General features: G+C 74.9%; 14 protein-coding genes and 1 pseudogene. 7 read left to right on the forward strand and 8 right to left on the reverse strand.

The window, feature by feature from the left end; all coding sequences use genetic code 11:
* Positions 1-73: 73 nt before the first annotated feature.
* The 3 genes from OG556_RS30770 to OG556_RS30780 all read right to left on the reverse strand — a co-directional run bounded on the left by OG556_RS30770 (position 74) and on the right by OG556_RS30780 (position 2,605).
* Entirely contained in the window at positions 74-1,441 is a 1,368-nt protein-coding gene (locus OG556_RS30770) for an NAD(P)/FAD-dependent oxidoreductase (protein WP_371521866.1), read from the reverse strand.
* On the reverse strand, positions 1,431-1,640 hold the full coding sequence (locus tag OG556_RS30775; protein ID WP_371521868.1) for a ferredoxin: 210 nt from the start codon (positions 1,638-1,640) through the stop codon (positions 1,431-1,433). The genes OG556_RS30770 and OG556_RS30775 overlap by 11 nt, the downstream gene beginning before the upstream one ends.
* Before the next feature lie 146 nt (positions 1,641-1,786).
* The gene (locus OG556_RS30780) at positions 1,787-2,605 is read right to left on the reverse strand and encodes a hypothetical protein (protein WP_371521869.1); all 819 of its coding nucleotides are present in this window, start codon (positions 2,603-2,605) and stop codon (positions 1,787-1,789) included.
* Positions 2,606-2,712: 107 nt separating this feature from the next.
* On the opposite strand from OG556_RS30780, the gene OG556_RS30785 reads away from it, so the two are divergent.
* Complete coding sequence (locus OG556_RS30785) at positions 2,713-3,213, forward strand: inorganic diphosphatase (RefSeq protein ID WP_371521871.1); 501 nt, start codon at positions 2,713-2,715, stop codon at positions 3,211-3,213.
* Between the two features lie 30 nt (positions 3,214-3,243).
* Here OG556_RS30785 and OG556_RS30790 read toward each other — a convergent pair whose 3' ends face one another.
* Positions 3,244-4,503, reverse strand: a complete 1,260-nt coding sequence (locus tag OG556_RS30790) for a pyroglutamyl peptidase (RefSeq protein WP_371521873.1) — start codon at positions 4,501-4,503, stop codon at positions 3,244-3,246.
* Positions 4,504-4,709: 206 nt separating this feature from the next.
* Between OG556_RS30790 and OG556_RS30795 the strand changes: the two are divergent.
* Positions 4,710-5,261, forward strand: a pseudogene (locus OG556_RS30795) (TerD family protein); the annotation flags it as partial.
* 584 nt (positions 5,262-5,845) lie between these two features.
* Here the strand turns inward: OG556_RS30795 and OG556_RS30800 are convergent.
* Positions 5,846-6,517 (reverse strand): TetR/AcrR family transcriptional regulator, encoded by a 672-nt coding sequence (locus OG556_RS30800; RefSeq protein WP_371521875.1) that lies wholly within the window; start codon positions 6,515-6,517, stop codon positions 5,846-5,848.
* 147 nt (positions 6,518-6,664) lie between these two features.
* On the opposite strand from OG556_RS30800, the gene OG556_RS30805 reads away from it, so the two are divergent.
* Both OG556_RS30805 and OG556_RS30810 read left to right on the forward strand, forming a co-directional pair.
* The gene (locus tag OG556_RS30805; RefSeq protein WP_371521876.1) at positions 6,665-7,702 is read left to right on the forward strand and encodes an aldo/keto reductase; all 1,038 of its coding nucleotides are present in this window, start codon (positions 6,665-6,667) and stop codon (positions 7,700-7,702) included.
* Positions 7,703-7,752: 50 nt separating this feature from the next.
* A complete protein-coding gene (locus OG556_RS30810) occupies positions 7,753-8,286 on the forward strand; it encodes an N-acetyltransferase family protein (RefSeq protein WP_371521878.1) in 534 nt (177 codons plus the stop codon).
* On the opposite strand, the gene OG556_RS30815 is transcribed toward OG556_RS30810, so the two are convergent.
* Positions 8,283-10,349, reverse strand: coding sequence for an MDR family MFS transporter (locus OG556_RS30815; protein WP_371521880.1), 2,067 nt, complete (start codon positions 10,347-10,349; stop codon positions 8,283-8,285). The genes OG556_RS30810 and OG556_RS30815 overlap by 4 nt on opposite strands.
* A 230-nt stretch (positions 10,350-10,579) precedes the next feature.
* On the opposite strand from OG556_RS30815, the gene OG556_RS30820 reads away from it, so the two are divergent.
* Positions 10,580-12,049, forward strand: a complete 1,470-nt coding sequence (locus OG556_RS30820) for an MFS transporter (RefSeq protein WP_371521882.1) — start codon at positions 10,580-10,582, stop codon at positions 12,047-12,049.
* Between the two features lie 33 nt (positions 12,050-12,082).
* Here OG556_RS30820 and OG556_RS30825 read toward each other — a convergent pair whose 3' ends face one another.
* Positions 12,083-12,946, reverse strand: coding sequence for an ABC transporter permease (locus OG556_RS30825; protein WP_371521884.1), 864 nt, complete (start codon positions 12,944-12,946; stop codon positions 12,083-12,085).
* Entirely contained in the window at positions 12,943-13,854 is a 912-nt protein-coding gene (locus tag OG556_RS30830; protein ID WP_371521886.1) for an ABC transporter ATP-binding protein, read from the reverse strand. Before OG556_RS30830 ends, OG556_RS30825 begins: the two co-directional genes overlap by 4 nt.
* A 132-nt stretch (positions 13,855-13,986) precedes the next feature.
* Between OG556_RS30830 and OG556_RS30835 the strand changes: the two genes are divergently transcribed.
* Both OG556_RS30835 and OG556_RS30840 read left to right on the forward strand, forming a co-directional pair.
* Positions 13,987-15,189 (forward strand): sensor histidine kinase, encoded by a 1,203-nt coding sequence (locus tag OG556_RS30835; protein WP_371521888.1) that lies wholly within the window; start codon positions 13,987-13,989, stop codon positions 15,187-15,189.
* Positions 15,186-15,896, forward strand: coding sequence for a response regulator (locus OG556_RS30840; RefSeq protein WP_371521890.1), 711 nt, complete (start codon positions 15,186-15,188; stop codon positions 15,894-15,896). The genes OG556_RS30835 and OG556_RS30840 overlap by 4 nt, the downstream gene beginning before the upstream one ends.
* Positions 15,897-15,905 lie beyond the last annotated feature (9 nt).

Genomic DNA, 15,905 nt, shown 5'->3' on the forward strand with positions numbered 1-15,905 from the left:
TGGCGGCGGTGGTGGTCCTCGACGGGCGGCGGGGCCCGGTGGGCGTGCGCCCGTCGAGCGGTGGCGGGTGGGCTCAGCCGCCCCAGCGCCGCAGGGTCAGCCGCCGGTCGGGCAGGTGGCCGGTGAGGGCGACGGTCGGGCCGTGCGAGAGCACCTTCGGGTCGGGCACGTCGGAGGGGACCGGGATGCGGGAGGCGGGCGGCTCCACGCCGTCCCAGTCGGGCGGGAACGGCGCGGCGGCCTCGATCAGCCGCTGGTAGTGCTCCAGCCACTTGGCCCGGTTCACGCTGACGGCGGCCGTGATCCGGCCCCGGTACCCGTAGACCGCGACGAGCCGGCGCTCCTCGACCGAGCCCTGGGCGAGGACCACGTGGTCGGAGAAGGTGGGCACGCCGACGGACTTGATGTTGAGCCCGAACTGGCTGGACCAGAAGGACGGCACGCTCAGGTGCGGACGCCGCTGCGGCCCCGGGCTGACCATGTTGTGGGCCGCCACCTCGGCCTGTGCGACCGCGTTGCCCCAGTGTTCGAGGGAGAGTAGCTGGTACTCGAAGAGGGGGTGCGGGAAGCGGGCGACGTCGCCCGCGACGAAGACGTCGTCGGTGACGATCCCGTACATGTCGAAGGCGCGGCAGCCCGCGTCGCAGGCCACCCCGCGCGGGCCGGCGGCGAGCCCCGACTCGGCCAGCCATTCGGTGTTGCGGACGGCGCCCAGGGCGACCACGGCGACGTCCGCCTCGATCCGGGTGCCGTCGGAGAGCTCGGCGCCGGTGAGCCGGCCCGCGCGGCCGGTCAGCGCGGAGACGGTCACCCCGCAGCGCAGGTCGACCCCGTGGGCGAGCTGGACCTTGGCCGCGAGGGCGCCGAAGGCCCCGCCGAGGGCCCCGACCAGTGGGGCGGGGCCGCGCTCGGCGACGGTGACGTCCAGTCCGCGTTCCCGGCAGGCGGAGGCGATCTCGGAGCCGGTGAACCCGGCGCCGATCACCAGCACCCGCTTCGGGCCGGCGTCCAGCCGCTCGGCCAGGCCGGCCGCGTCCTCGGCGGTGCGCAGGGTGAACACCCCGTCGAGTGCGGCCTGCTCGGCCTTCGGCCAGGGCCTGGCCCGGGTGCCGGTGGCGATCAGCAGTCGGTCGTAGGGCAGTTGCTCGCCGTTCGCGAGCAGGACCTGCCGGCCTGCCCCGTCCACACCGGTGGCGCGGACGCCGAGCTTCCACTGCGCGTCCACCTCGCGGCGCCGGGGCAGCGCGGTCTCCTCGGCGCGCACCCGCCCGAGCAGCACCTGTTTGGACAGGGGCGGCCGGTCGTACGGGGGAAGGCGTTCCTCGCCGACCACGGTCAGCTGCCCGGCGAAGCCCTCGTCCCGGAGCGTCTCGGCGGCGCGCAGGCCGGCCAGCGAGGCGCCGACGATGACGATCCGGCCGTTCTTGAGGTCATCGGACATCGGACCGGTCCTCCTCCTCGACCACGATGGCCTGCACCGGGCAGGCCGCGGCGGCCCGCCGGACGCGGTCACGCTGGTCCTCGGCGGCCTGCGGGGTGTAGAGCAGGGCCTCCTCCCCGTGCAGTTCGAACACTCGGGGAGCGAGGAACGCGCATTGCGCGTAGCCCTGGCAGCGGTTGAGGTCGACGACGATCTTCACGGTCTCTCCTCCCGGGCACGTCTGTGTCCGTCCTACCGCCGCCGGAGCGCCCGCGCGCCCGGTACTGCTCCGTGGGAGCGGTCGCGGAGAGTGGCCGCCGGGGAACGACGGGGGCCAGGAGAGCAGTTCGCCGTGCTGGTGCCGTGCTAGTTGGGCGACTCCAGCTCGAGGGTCCAGCGGTGGGTGGTGTAGCCGCCCATCCGGGTCGGGTGGCGCTCCACGAGCGTCACGGTCAGGCCGTCGGCCGTGCGGCGCAGGGTGCCGGTGAACCGGTGCAGGTCGTCGCCGGACAGCGGGAGCAACTCGGCGAGCACGGTGGCGTCGAGGTCGCGCCCGACGGCGCGCAGCACTCCCGCGTCCAGCACCAGGACGGTGCCGTCGGCCAGCACCACCGGCGCGGGGGCCTGCGGGTCGGCGAGCAGCGGGCCGCTCTCGATCCCCCCGCCGGGCAGCAGCCGCACCACCCGGCTCCCGGTCGGCCGGCGGCGGTCGGTCTCGACGACGCGCAGGCCGCCGCCGACCACGTAGTGGCCGTAGCTGCGCCAGGAGTCGACCAGGGTGGCGTCCCGGTCGTAGGCCCAGGTGTCGAAGGCGCCGTAGCCCTCCAGGCCGAGCACGAAGCGGCCGTCGCCCAGGGCTGTGCCGCGCTCGCCGCGCAGTTCGGCGACGAGGGCGCCGTCGTCGAGGTCCAGCAGCAGGGCGGGGCCGAGGTGGCCCCAGGCGGTGTACTCGAAGGAGTCGGTGGTGACCAGCGCCCGGCCGCCGGAGAGGTGGGCCGCGTTGGGGCGCCCCGCGCAGGGGCGGCGCCAGCGCACCAGGCCCTCGGCGTCGACACAGCTGATCTCGCCGTCCCGCCCGTACAGCGCCAGGTCGCCGTGGCGGGCGAGCGGCCCCTCCGGGCGCCCCTGCGGCCGCCCGCCGCTGCGGCGGTGGTGGTTCTGGACGGTGACACGCCAACTCCCCATGATCCGGATGCTAACGGACCCCGGCGGGCCGCGGAGGGCGTTTGCGGAGGGTGCCCGGACGGCCGGGACGGCGGACAATCTCCCCAGACGCAGAGGAGGAGGCCGCGGTGGAGTTCGAGGTGTTGATCGAGACCCCGCAGGGGTCGCGGAACAAGTACGTGATGGACTTCGCGGCGGGCCGGATCCGCCTCGACCGCACCCTGTTCACCGCCACCCGCTACCCCGCGGACTACGGCTACGTCGAGGGCACCCTCGGCGGCGACGCGGAGCCGTTGGACGCGCTGGTGCTCGGCGGTGAACCGGCCGTGCCGGGGTGCGTGGTCACCTGCCGGGCGGTCGGCATGTGGGTGATGCGGGACGAACGCGGGCCGGACCAGAAGGTGCTGTGCGTCCCGGCCCACGACCCGCGCTACGGCGACCTGCGCGACATCGGCGACCTGCGCGAGTTCGACCTGCTGGAGATCACCCACTTCTTCCAGGTCTACAAGGACCTGGAGCGCGGCAAGTCGGTCGAGGGCTCGCACTGGGCGGACCGGGAGGCCGCGTACGCGCAGATCGCCGAGTCCCGGGCGCGCGCGGCGGGGACGCGCTTCGCCCGGTCGGTGTAGCCGTCCCCGCCGCCGCCGCGTGCCGGGGGCTCAGAACCGGGCGTGGCGCAGGATCTCGCGGACCTGGTCGGCGATGGCGGCCTCGTTCTGCTCGAACTCCGGGGCGGTGAGGCGGTCCTGCTGGGCGGGCAGGCCGGTGAGCACGGGGGTGTGCAGGTGGCCGCCGGGGAGGTCGGGGGCGAGGTCGAGGCGCAGGCGGTTGGAGCGGTAGGCGACTTCGTTGGAGAGGTACCCGCCGCCGCCACCGGCGACGGCGCGGGAGCCGGGGGTGGGGCCGTCCGCGCGGTCGACGGGGTCGACGCCGCCCTCGGGGATCTCGGTGACGGTGGTGTTGAGGCGGACGGGGTAGGGCTGCTGGACGGCCGTCATGGCGTCGGTGGGCAGGGTGGTGCGGATGAACTCCGGGCCGTCGTCCAGGCCCGGGGCGGTGACCGGGTGCTGCCGGGTGCCGCCGGAGAGGGTGCCGGTGTTGTCGGTGGCGGGATCGGCGGAGCGGGCCCGCCCGGCCCAGGCCTCCAGGGTGAACAGGCCCGGGTAGCCCTGGCTGATGCTGGTGATCAGGTCGGCGGCCTGCGGGCCGGGGGTGAGGTGCGGGCCGAAGGCGCGCTCGACGACGCTGTCGTCGAAGTCGCCGTAGCGGACCGGCAGCAGGACGGCCCGGACTTCGGCCAGGCTGCCGTCGGCGAGGGTGATCCGGCGCCCGTGCAGTTGCAGCACGGCCGCGCCGGAGGGGTTGGCGCGGCGCGGCTCGGTGTCGAGGCCGTACGGGTCGAAGCCGCTGACGAAGATCCGCCGGACGCCGGGGGCGGCGGTGAAGCCGTCGTCGAGGCCCCGGGAGGCGTCCTCGAAGCGGGCCCGCAGGTCGGCCGGGTCGACGTCGAACCGGGGCTGCCAGCGGGCCAGTTGGACGGTCATCGCGAGCCTGGTCCAGTACAGCGGGCGGTCGTCGCGGGCGGGGAGTTCGCCGCCGGGCCGCCGGCCCTGGGCCCGGTCCACTCCGGCCTGCCAGAGCGCCCGGCCCCAGGCGCCCGCCACCCGCTCCGCCTGCCGGGCGTTCCGGGCGGCGCACAGGGCGGCGGGGAAGCCCCGGAGCAGGTCGCGCAGGCCGGAGCGCTCGGTGAAGGCGGTCGTCCGCTGGTCCTGGAGCCGGGCCTGTTCGGTGTCCACCGGGGCGGTGCCGACGACCTGACAGGCTGCCGGGCCGGCCTGGGCGGCGGCCGGGGCGAGCAGGGCGGCGAGGGTGCCGGTGAGGGCGGCGGCCAGGGTGGCGGCGCGACGAAGGCGTGTCATGTCACCTGACAATAGGTCGGGAGCCGACACCCCGCCAGGGCGCCCCGTCCGCGCGGGCCGGCCGGCGAGGCCGCGCCGCGGGCCCGTGGCCTGCTGGAACGTCCGTCCAGTACTGACGGGAAGTCGGGAACCGGCGCGAGCTCTACAGCGTTGTCGTGGTCGAACAGCGGAAACAGCGGTCATTCGAACGGTTGTGGAGGAGTCCCATGAGTGTGGCCCTGACGAAGGGCGGCAACGTCTCCCTGGGCAAGCAGGCCCCCGGGCTGCGGGTCGTCCGGGTCGGCCTCGGCTGGACGGCCGGCGCCGGGTACGACCTGGACGCCAGCGCCCTGCTCTGCGACGCCTCCGGGAAGGTCGTCTCGGACCAGCACTTCGTCTTCTTCAACAACCTGCAGAGCCCGGACGGTTCGGTCCGCCACCACGGCGGCGCCGGTGGCGGCGACGACCAGGAGCGGATCGACGTCCGGCTCGCGGACGTCCCGGCCGGGGTGGAGAAGATCGTCTTCGCGGTCGCGGTCTACGACGCGGCGCAGCGGCGCCAGAGCTTCGGCCAGGTCCGCGGCGCGTACATCCGGCTCACCGACCCGGACGGCGGCGCCGAGGCGGCCCGCTACGACGTGGCGGCCGAGGCGGGCAGCGAGACGGCGATGGTGTTCGGCGAGCTCTACCGGCACGGTGCGGACTGGAAGTTCCGGGCCGTCGGGCAGGGGTACGCGTCGGGGCTCGCGGGCATCGCCGCCGACTTCGGGGTGGACGTCCTGCAACCGGCGCCCGCCGCCGCGCCCGCGCCCCCGCCGGCTCCGGCCGTGCCCGCCGCGCCGGCCATGGCGCCCGCCGTGCCCGCCGTGGCGCCCGCTGTCCCGATGACCCAGCCAGGACCAGGGAGTTCCCCCGTGACGTGTTTCTTCGACCCCTCGCACGGCTTCGGCTCGACGGCGGTGCTGTGGTCGCCGCAGTGGGGCGTGCCGCGCCAGATCGAGACCTGCGCCGCCTGCGCCCAGCGGGTGCAGACCACCGTGCCGCCGTTCTACACCCCGCAGCAGGGCTATCCGCAGCCGGTCCAGGGCCAGCCCGCTCAGGGTCAGCAGGGCCAGGGCGGGCGCCGTTTCGGCACCGGCGCGCTGATCGGCGCGGGCGCGGCCGGCCTGGTCGGCGGCGCGCTGCTCAACGAGGCGTTCAGCGACGACACGCCCGAGGTGGTCGTGAACAACTACTACGAGGGCGACGACGACAGCTTCTTCTAGGTCGTTTCCCGGGTCGCCCCCGGACCGTCAGCCCTCCCGCCGGCCGCGCAGTTCGTCGAACTGCGCGGCCGGCGGCGTTCCCGGACGTTCCCGGGCCGTCAGGCGCTCTCCCGCCGGTGCGCCCCCGCCCGGGCGGCGGCCTCGGCGGCGGCCGCGGCGCGGTCGGCGGCGGCCTCGTCGAGCGGCTCGGCGGTGGTGAGCATCCGGTAGTAGAGCGGCGCGGAGACGGCCCGGACCACCTCGAACGCGTCGGTGTCCGGCGGGAGTTCGCCGCGTTCGACGGCCTCGGTGACGCACGGCGCCCACTCCTCGACCCGGCGCAGGTAGAAGTGCCGCAGCGCCTCGGCGGCGCCCGGGTCGCAGGTGGCGGCGACGATCACGGCGCGGAACAGCGCCCCCTGTCGGGGGTCGGCCAGCGTGCGCTGGACCAGCCGGGCGTTGGCCCGCAGGTCCTCGGCGAGGGAGCCGCTGCGGGTGCGCGGCAGCGACTGCTCGGCCATGTCCGCGAGCAGGTCGGCGACCAGCGCGCTGGTGGTGCCCCAGCGCCGGTAGACGGTGGTCCGGCCGACCTCGGCCCGCTGGGCGACGTCGCCCAGGTCGAGCCCGCCGAAACCGTGCTCGACCAGGGCGTCCTCGGCGGCCCGCAGGACGGCGGCGCGGACCCGGGCGGTGCGGCCGCCGGGGCGCCGCGTCCCGGGCGTGGGGGTCTCCGGGGTCTCCGGCGCGTCCGGAGTGTCCGGTGCGTCCGGCGCGGAGGGCTCGGCAGTCATTAACGGGATTCCTGTTCCATTAGATCGATGGGCCCTGCTAAGGTCGAACCATCCTAACGGAATGGGAGTCCCGTTAAGGGCTCCGAGGGGAGAACTGCCATGGAAAGCAGCACGACAACCAGCACGGCAACCGGTACGACAACCGCCATGGAGTACCGCCGACTCGGCTCGTCCGGCCTCAAGGTCCCCGCGCTCAGCCTCGGCACCGGCACCTTCGGCGGCCGTGGACCGCTGTTCGGCGCCTGGGGCACCACCGACGTCCAGGAGGCCCGCCGCCTGCTCGACATCGCCATCGACGCCGGAGTCACCCTCTTCGACACCGCCGACGTCTACTCCGACGGCGCCTCCGAAGAGGTCCTCGGCCAGGCCATCCGCGGCCGCCGCGACCAGGTGCTCGTCTCCACCAAGGCCGGCCTGCCGACCGGCGACGGCCCGCAGGACGCCGGCACCTCCCGGGCCCGCCTCACCAGGGCCGTGGACGACGCGCTGCGCCGCCTCGGCACCGACTACCTCGACCTCTTCCAACTGCACGCCTACGATGCCGGCACCCCGATCGAGGAGGTGCTGGCCACCCTCGACGACCTTGTCCGGGCCGGCAAGATCCGCTACACCGGCGTCTCCAACTTCTCCGGCTGGCAGCTGATGAAGTCCCTCGCCGTCGCCGAGCGCCACGGCCGCCCCCGTTACGCCGCCCACCAGGTCTACTACTCGCTGGTCGGCCGCGACTACGAGTGGGAGTTGATGCCGCTGGCCCAGGAGGAGGGCGTCGGCGCCCTGGTGTGGAGCCCGCTCGGCTGGGGCCGCCTCACCGGCCGGATCCGGCGCGGTCGGCCGCTCCCGGCCGACAGCCGGCTGCACGACACCGCCGACTACGGCCCGCCGGTCGAGGACGAACTGCTGTACCGGGTGGTCGACGCGCTCGACGGGATCGCCGCCGAGACCGGCCGCACCGTCCCGCAGATCGCCATCAACTGGCTGCTGCGCCGCCCGACCGTCTCCTCGGTCATCATCGGCGCCCGCAACGAGGAGCAGCTGCGGCAGAACCTCGGCGCGGTCGGCTGGTCGCTGACCGACGAGCAGGTCGCCCGGCTCGACGCGGCCAGCGCCCGCACCGCGCCGTACCCGTACTTCCCCTACCGCCGGCAGGAGGCCTTCGCCCGCCTCAACCCGCCGCTCGTGGGCTGAACCGGGAAATCCGCTTGCCGTCCCGCCCGGCCTGCGGCAAGGTCCGCACCATGTCCGAACTGCACGAACCCGAACTGCACGAACCCGAGCTGCGCCGGCTCGGCTCCGACGACTGGCCGCTCTGGCGCGAGCTGCGCCTGGCCGCGCTGACCGAGGCGCCGTACGCCTTCGGCTCCACCCTGGCGGACTGGCAGGGCGCCGGCGACCACGAGGCCCGCTGGCGCTCCCGCCTGGAGATCCCCGGCGCCCTCGACCTGGTCGCGGTGCTGGACGGCCGTCCGGTCGCGATGGCCAGCGGCGTCCCGGCCGACGAGGTCGGGGCGGCCGCCGAGCTGATCTCCCTGTGGGTCGGCCCGGCGGCGCGCGGCCGGGGCGTGGGGGACCGGCTGATCGGCGCGATCGCCCGCTGGGCCGCCGAGCAGGGGTTCACCACCCTCAAGCTGGCGGTGAACCCCGACAACGACGCGGCCATCGCCCTCTACCACCGCAACGGGTTCGCCGAGACCGACGAGCCCGGCGACCTGATGGCCGACGGCGTGCGGCGCGAACTGGTCCTGGCGAAGGAGATCTTGGCGGTGGCTTAGGTCCGCGCCACGTCCTTCGGACGGGCGTGGGCCGGAAGGCCGTTGGCGAGGTCCTCGACCATCAGGCGCCAGGCGATGGCGGTCGCCGCGGTGCGCAGCTGGGGGCTGCGCGGGCGGCCGGCGTCGGCGTCCAGCCGGGCGTTGAGCCAGTCCGACCAGGCCTGGGCGAGGACGCGGACCTCCTGGGAGCCGGCCTCGGTGGGGGAGAGCCGGTCGCCGTCGCGGGTGAGGTAGCCCTCGGCGGCCATCCGGTCGAAGACCGGCTCCAGGACCTCGGGCGGCACCCGCTTGCGGGCGGCGATGAGGTCCAGGGAGGCCTGGCCGACGGCCTTGGTGTGGCCGGCGACCTCCATCAGCGCCCAGGCCCCGGCCAGGTCGACCCGGGTGTCGGAGTCGTCGACGATCGAGCGGACGGTGTCGAGGTCCACGCCGCGCACGAGCTTGCCGACGGCGTACTCCAGGTGCGGGTCGGAGTCGCTGGTGGTCGGCTGGGCGAAGCCCTCGCCCATGTCGGTGGAGCCGGCCCGGGCGGTGTCCCGCAGCTGCACCTGCTTGAGGAAGAGCGCGACCACGAACCCGACCAGGGCGACCGGCACCGTCCACAGGAACACGGTGTGCAGGGCGTCGGAGTAGGCCTGGATGATCGGGGCCGCCTGCGCGGCGGGCAGCCGGTGCAGGCCCTGGGGGCTCTCGGCGGCCCGGGTGAGCAGCGCCGGGTCCGCGCCGGTGAGGCGGGCCGAGGAGGCCACGCCCCGGGCGAGTTCGGTCTTGAGGCTGTTGGCGTAGATGGTGCCGAACACGGCGGTGCCGAAGGAGCTGCCGATGGTGCGGAAGAAGGTCACCCCGGAGGTGGCGGTGCCGAGGTCCGCGTAGTCGACGGTGTTCTGCACGGCGATGGTGAGCACCTGCATGCTCAGCCCGATGCCGACGCCGAGCACGAACATGTAGAGGGAGGCGAGCGCGGTGCCCGTGCCGGGTTCGAGCCGGGAGAGCAGGTAGAGGCCGACGGCCATCACCAGGGTGCCGACGATCGGGAACACCCGGTACCTGCCGGTCTTGCTGACGGCGTTGCCGCTGGCGATCGAGGCGAGCAGCAGCCCGATCACCATCGGCAGCGTCCGCACCCCGGAGACGGTCGCCGAGTCGCCGTCGACGTACTGCAGGAAGGTCGGCAGGAAGGTCAGCGCGCCGAGCATCGCGAAGCCGACGATGAAGCTGAGCACCGAGCAGACCGCGAAGACCGGGTTCCGGAACAGCCGCATCGGCAGCATCGGTTCGACGGCCCTGCTCTCCACCCAGCAGAACAGCCCGAGGGCGACGGCGCCGCCGGCGAACAGGGTGATGATCACCCCGGAGCCCCAGGCGTACTCGTTGCCGCCCCAACTGGTCGCCAGGATCAGGGCGCTGGCGCCGATCGCGACCAGTGCGATCCCCAGGTAGTCGATCACCGGGCGCACCGCCGAGCGCACCGAGGGGATGGTCCGGGCGGCCGCGATCACCACCAGGATCGCGATCGGCACGTTGACGTAGAACGCCCAGCGCCAGGACAGGTGGTCGGTGAACAGCCCGCCCAGCAGCGGCCCGATGACCGTCGCCACGCCGAACACCGCGCCGATCGCACCCTGGTACTTGCCGCGCTCGCGCAGCGGGATGACGTCCGCGATCAGCGCCATGGCCGTCACCATCAGGCCGCCCGCGCCGATGCCCTGGAGCGCCCGCCAGGCGATCAGCAGCGTCATGTTGGTCGCCAGGCCGCAGAGGAACGAGCCGGTGATGAAGACGACCGCCGAGATCTGGAAGAGCAGCTTGCGCCCGTACAGGTCACCGAACTTGCCGGCCAGCACGGTGGCCACCGTCTCGGCCAGCAGGTAGGCCGTCACCACCCACGACATGTGCGCGGCCCCGCCGAGGTCCGCGACGATGGTGGGCAGCGCGGTGCCGACGATGGTCTGGTCGAGCGCGGCCAGCAGCATGCCGAGCACGATGGTGCCGAAGACGACGTTGCGCTGCCGGGCGTCCAGCACCGGCGGGGCGGTCGGCGGGGTTTCGGTGGCGGCGTTCATGTCCTCAGCCTCCGGGGCGCCGGGGGAGGCCGCGATCGGGTTCGGCCGTCCGGGTGAGCGGCGGCGCGGGCGGCGCAGCCCGGCTGGCGGCTCCGGGGCCGCGCCGTCCACGATGGCCGTTCGGAGGGGGGCACGCGTGGCGGGCGGGCACAGCCGGACCGGGAAGCCGGACGACGGCCGGCCGCCGGGCGCGAAGCCAGACGACCGCCGGACGCCCGGAAGGTGCTCCCATGACGGCCCAACCCCCGTGCAGCACCCCGGAACAGCGGCCCGGCGCCGCCGCCGCGAGCCGGCGGGCCGAGGCGCGGCGCTGGCGGGCGCTGACGGTCTGCCTGGTCGCCGGGTTCATGACGCTGCTGGACGTCAGCATCGTCAACGTCGCCCTGCCGACGGTGCGGGCCGGGCTGCACATGTCCGACAGCGGCCTGCAGTGGGTGCTCAGCGGCTACGCGCTCGCCTTCGGCCTGGTGCTGGTCCCGTCCGGGAGGCTCGGCGACGCCCGCAGCCGCCGGGCCGTCTTCCTCACCGGGCTCGCCCTGTTCACCGCGGCCAGCGCGCTGGCCGGGGCGGCGCAGAACCAGGAGTGGCTGGTGCTGGCCCGGTTGTTCCAGGGCGCGGCCGGCGGGGTGCTGGTGCCGCAGGTCTCCGGTTTCATCCAGGTCCTGTTCCAGGGCGCCGAACGCGGCCGGGCCTTCGGCACGCTCGGCGCCACCATCGGCCTGTCCACCGCCGTCGGTCCGCTGCTGGGCGGCCTGCTGATCCACCTGTTCGGCCCGCAGAACGGCTGGCGCTGGGTGTTCCTGGTCAACCTGCCGATCGGGGTGGCCGCCCTGCCGATCGCCTACCGGCTGCTCCCGCCGCCCCCGCCGGCGGCCTCGCGGGCCGGGCACCGGGACTTCGACCCGGTCGGGGTGCTGCTGCTCGGTGCCGGGACGGTCGCGCTGCTGCTGCCGTTCGTCCAGGCGCAGCAGTGGCACGGTCCGACGCGCTGGCTGCTGCTGCCGCTGGCGGCGGTGCTGCTGGGGGCCTTCGTGGGCTGGGAGCGGTACTACGCGCGGGGCCGGGAGCCGCTGGTGAGCATGGCGCTGTTCGCGGTGCGCCCGTACGCGGCGGGGGTGGCGCTGTCGCTGGTGTACTTCGCCGGGTTCACCGCGATCTTCTTCATCTTCACGCTCTACCTCCAAGCGGGCCTGCACTACTCGGCGCTGACGGCGGGCCTGGCGATCACGCCGTTCGCGCTGGGCTCGGGCGTGTCCGCGGTGATCGGCGGACGGCTGGTGCACCGGCTGGGCCGCCGGTTGGTGCTGCTCGGCCTGGTGCTGGTGCTGGCCGGCCTGCTGGCCTCGGCCCTGGCGGTGCAGCTGTGGACGGGGGCGGCGATCGGCTGGGCGACGGTGACGCCGCTGCTGGTCGCCGGGGTGGGCAGCGGGCTGGTGATCGCCCCGAACCAGACCCTGACCCTCCAGCAGGTGCCGATCGCCCGGGCGGGCAGCGCCGGAGGCGTCATGCAGACCGCCCAGCGGGTCGGCTCGGCGGTCGGCATCGCCGTCGTCGGCTCGGTCTTCTTCGCCCACGCCCAGGGCCCGCGCCCGGACTGGGCGCTGGCCTTCCAGCTGGGCGTGACGGTCGCGGCGGGCCTGGTCCTGGCGGCGCTGCTGGTGTCGCTGGCGGACCTGGCGGCGGGCCGCCGCGAGGGGTGAGCACCGCGTCCGGCGCCGCCGCCGGACGGCGGGTCAGTGGTCGCGGCGCTGGACGACGGTCACGGCGACCACCACCGAGGCGAGCGCCCAGAGCGCGAACGTGGCCCAGGAGCCGGCGACGGTGGCCGGGTGCGCCGAGGGCAGCGAGTGGGTCAGGTCGACCTGGGCCAGCCGGCGCCAGGCCTGGAGCGGCATGGCGTGCAGGAGGTCGGCCGACCAGCGGTAGCGCTCGTTGAAGAACGCCGGGAGGAAGAACAGCACCAGGACGGTGCCCACCACGGCTCCGGCGGTGTGCCGGATCAGCGCGCCGAGGGCGAATCCGGCGAGGGCGCAGACCGGGGCGAACAGGGCGGCGGCCGCGACGAAGCGCAGCGCGGTCGGGTCGGTGACGGACACGCCGATGTGCGTGTCGGCGAGGACCGCCTGGCAGGCGCCGAAGGAGACGCCCGCGGTGACGGCGCCGTAGCCGAGCATGACCGCGGTCAGTACGCAGGCCTTGGCGGCGATCATGGCCCGGCGGTCCGGGACGGCCACCAGCGTGGTGCGGATCAGCCCGCTCGCGTACTCGCCGACCAGGACGAGAGCGCCGACGCTGCCCGCGACGATCATCACGACGTCGGCGGCGATCATGGTGAAGGAGGTGCTGAGCGCGGCCTGCAGCATGGTCGCCGGATCGCCGTCGCCGACGGTGTAGTGGTCGTGGGTGTACCGGGCCGCCTTGAGGTTGGCGGCGATGACGAACAGGGCGCTCAGGCCCAGCACCCAGACGGTCGAACGCAGGGACCAGAACTTGATCCACTCGGCGGCGAGCAGGTCGCCGAAGCGGGCGCGCGGCCGGGGGAGGGGCCGGGGACGGGACTGGGGGTGGGGCTGGGGGGCGGTGGTCGCGGTGCTCATCGGGGCTCTCCGGCCAGGTAGTCGACGCTGTCGGCGGTCAGTTCCATGAACGCCGACTCCAGGGAGGCGGCACGGGTGGTCAGGGCGTGCAGCAACAGGCGCTGCTCCAGGGCGAGTTCGCCGATCCGGGTGGCGTCCAGGCCGGTCACGGCGAGCGCGCCGTCCGGGTCGGGGCGGACGGTGGCGCCCGCCGCGGTCAACACGGCCGCCAGCCGGTCGGGTTCGGCCGCCCGGACGGTGACGCCGGTGCGGCCGGCCCGGGCGGAGAACTCCGCCAGGCTCTCGTCGGCGATCAGCCGGCCCCGGCCGATCACCACCAGCCGGTCGGCGGTGTGTTCCATCTCGGCCATCATGTGGCTGGAGACGAAGACCGTCCGCCCCTCCTCGGCGAGGCGGCGGAACAGGCCGCGCACCCACAGCACGCCCTCCGGGTCGAGGCCGTTGAGCGGCTCGTCGAACAGCAGCACCGGCGGGTCGCCGAGCAGCGCGCCGGCGATCCCGAGCCGCTGCTTCATGCCCAGCGAGTAGCCGCCGATCCGGCGCCCGGCGGCCTTGCCGAGACCGACCTCGGCGAGCACCTCCTCGACCCGCGCGGCCGGGATCGCGTTGGCGCGGGCCAGCGCCCGCAGGTGGGCCGCGCCGGTGCGCCCGCCGTGGACGTCGCCCGCGTCGAGCAGGGCGCCGACGTCGCGCAGGCCGCGCGTCCGCGCCCGGAAGGGGCGGCCGTCGACGGTGCCGGTGCCGTCGGTCGGGTCGTTGAGGCCGAGGATCAGCCGCAGGGTGGTGGACTTGCCCGCGCCGTTGGGGCCCAGGAAGCCGGTCACACGCCCGGGCCGGACGGCGAAGGTGAGGCGTTCGACGGCGGTGGTGCGGCCGTAGCGCTTGGTCAGCTCGGTGACTTCGATCATGGGCTCCACGGTGCCGGGCGGGGCCGGGCCGCCGCATCGGACCGGCGCTGACACCGCGGGCCCCGGCCGTCACCCCCGGTCGTACAACCACGGTCCGATGACGGCGATTCAGGCCGCCGATACGATCTTCGTATGCTTGCGACGCCCTCTCCGCCCCTGTTCCGGCGCATTTCGCCCGAGGTCTGGGTCGGGCTCGCCTGGTGCGTGGCAGCCGCCTACCCCGCCGTCCTGCTCGGCGGCAACGCCCGCTACCACGGCGGGGCCGCCGCCCACGGCGGCCTGGCCTTCACCCTGGCCGACACGGCGGTGGCCTTCGCCGGCGCCGCGCTGGTGCGCCGCCTTCCGGTGCTCGCGGTCGCGCTGCTGTTCGTCGCCGCCTTCACCGAGACCGACGGCTGGGCCGCCGGCACCCAGGTGCCGCCGGCCTCCCTGCTGGCCGTGGACGTCGCGCTCTGCCTGATCACCGCCACCCGGCCGCGCCGCAGTTCGCGGGCCGCGTTCGCGCTGGTGATGAGCCTGCTCGTGCTGCACATCGGCCTGGTGCACGGCAACACCGTCGGCATCTTCACCGGCACCCACATCGGCTCCGCCGACGGCGCCGCGCTGCTCGCCCTGGTCGCCTGGCTGATCGGCCGCTCGATGCGGCAGAACCGCGAGCACGCCCGGGCGTTGAGCACCCGGGCGGCCACCGAGGCCGTCACCGCCGAACGGCTGCGGATCGCCCGCGAGATGCACGACACCGTCGCCCACACCATCGGCATCGTCGCCCTCCAGGCCGGCGCCGCCCGCCGGGTCATCGACACCCGCCCCGAACGGGCCAAGCAGGCGCTCGGCGAGATCGAGAACGCCGGCCGGGACACCCTGGCCGGGCTGCGCCGGATGCTCGTCGCGCTGCGCCAGGCCGACGGCGAGACGTCGGCCACCACCCCTCACGGTCTGGCGAACCTCGACCGGCTGGCCGCCGCGACCACCGCCGCCGGCGTCCGGGTCGAGGTCCGGCGGCGGGGCGAACAGGGCCCGCTGCCACCGGAGATCGACCTCTCGGCGTTCCGCGTCATCCAGGAGTCCGTCACCAACGTGGTGCGGCACGCGGACACCCGCTCCTGCGAGGTCCTGGTCGACCGCCGCACGGCGGGCGAGGTGGCCGTGGAGATCACCGACCGGGGCCGCGGCACGGGCCCCGGCACCGGCCGGGACGGGGGCACCGGCTTCGGCCTGGCCGGGCTGCGCGAACGGGTCGGCCTGCTGGACGGCGAGTTCGAGGCCGGGCCGCGCCCCGAGGGCGGCTTCCGGGTCGCCGCCCGACTGCCGATCCCCGGGGCGGTGACCGCATGACCCGCGTCCTGCTGGTCGACGACCAGCCGCTGGTCCGGGCCGCGCTGGAGATGGTCATCACCGAGACCGCCGACGTCGAGGTGGTCGGCGAGGCCGGCACCGGTGCCGAGGCCGTCCGGCTGGCCGGCGAACTGCGCCCCGACGTCGTCGTGATGGACCTGCGGATGCCCGGCATGGACGGCATCGAGGCGACCCGCCTGATCACCGCCGGCGGTGGGCCGACCAGGGTCGTCGTGCTCACCACCTTCGACGACGACGACCACGTGTACGCGGCGCTGCGCGCCGGGGCGTCCGGCTTCCTGGTCAAGGACATGGCGCTGGACGACATCCTCGCGGCCGTCCGGGTGGTGGCCGCCGGGGACGCCCTGATCGCACCGAGCGTCACCCGCCGGCTGATCTCCTCCTTCGCGGAGCAGCGGCCGGCCCCGGGCCAGGCGGCCGCCCCGGGCCCGACATCCGCCGTGTCACCGGCCCCCGCGCCGACACCGGCCGCCCGGCGGCTGGGCGCGATCACCGACCGGGAGCGGGAGATCCTCACCCTGGTCGGCCGGGGCCTGTCCAACACCGAGATCGCCGCCGAACTGGTCCTCAGCATCGCGACCGTGAAGACCTACATGACCCGGCTGCTCGCCAAGCTCGACGCCCGCGACCGGGTCCACCTCGTGATCCTGGCCTACGAGGCGGGCCTGGTCGCCGTTCCCGGCTGACGTCGGCGG

The organism is Kitasatospora sp. NBC_01300, from assembly GCF_041435235.1.
Classification (GTDB): domain Bacteria; phylum Actinomycetota; class Actinomycetes; order Streptomycetales; family Streptomycetaceae; genus Kitasatospora.

Excerpts from the sequence above, each read along its gene's own strand:
- OG556_RS30805 (WP_371521876.1), top strand. The coding sequence starts at position 6,665 with ATGGAGTACCGCCGACTCGGCTCGTCCGGCCTCAAGGTCCCCGCGCTC.
- OG556_RS30810 (WP_371521878.1), top strand. The coding sequence starts at position 7,753 with ATGTCCGAACTGCACGAACCCGAACTGCACGAACCCGAGCTGCGCCGG.
- OG556_RS30770 (WP_371521866.1), bottom strand. The coding sequence starts at position 1,441 with ATGTCCGATGACCTCAAGAACGGCCGGATCGTCATCGTCGGCGCCTCG.
- OG556_RS30840 (WP_371521890.1), top strand. The coding sequence starts at position 15,186 with ATGACCCGCGTCCTGCTGGTCGACGACCAGCCGCTGGTCCGGGCCGCG.
- OG556_RS30825 (WP_371521884.1), bottom strand. The coding sequence starts at position 12,946 with ATGAGCACCGCGACCACCGCCCCCCAGCCCCACCCCCAGTCCCGTCCC.
- OG556_RS30830 (WP_371521886.1), bottom strand. The coding sequence starts at position 13,854 with ATGATCGAAGTCACCGAGCTGACCAAGCGCTACGGCCGCACCACCGCC.
- OG556_RS30815 (WP_371521880.1), bottom strand. The coding sequence starts at position 10,349 with ATGAACGCCGCCACCGAAACCCCGCCGACCGCCCCGCCGGTGCTGGAC.
- OG556_RS30820 (WP_371521882.1), top strand. The coding sequence starts at position 10,580 with ATGACGGCCCAACCCCCGTGCAGCACCCCGGAACAGCGGCCCGGCGCC.
- OG556_RS30800 (WP_371521875.1), bottom strand. The coding sequence starts at position 6,517 with ATGACTGCCGAGCCCTCCGCGCCGGACGCACCGGACACTCCGGACGCG.
- OG556_RS30780 (WP_371521869.1), bottom strand. The coding sequence starts at position 2,605 with ATGGGGAGTTGGCGTGTCACCGTCCAGAACCACCACCGCCGCAGCGGC.
- OG556_RS30790 (WP_371521873.1), bottom strand. The coding sequence starts at position 4,503 with ATGACACGCCTTCGTCGCGCCGCCACCCTGGCCGCCGCCCTCACCGGC.
- OG556_RS30835 (WP_371521888.1), top strand. The coding sequence starts at position 13,987 with ATGCTTGCGACGCCCTCTCCGCCCCTGTTCCGGCGCATTTCGCCCGAG.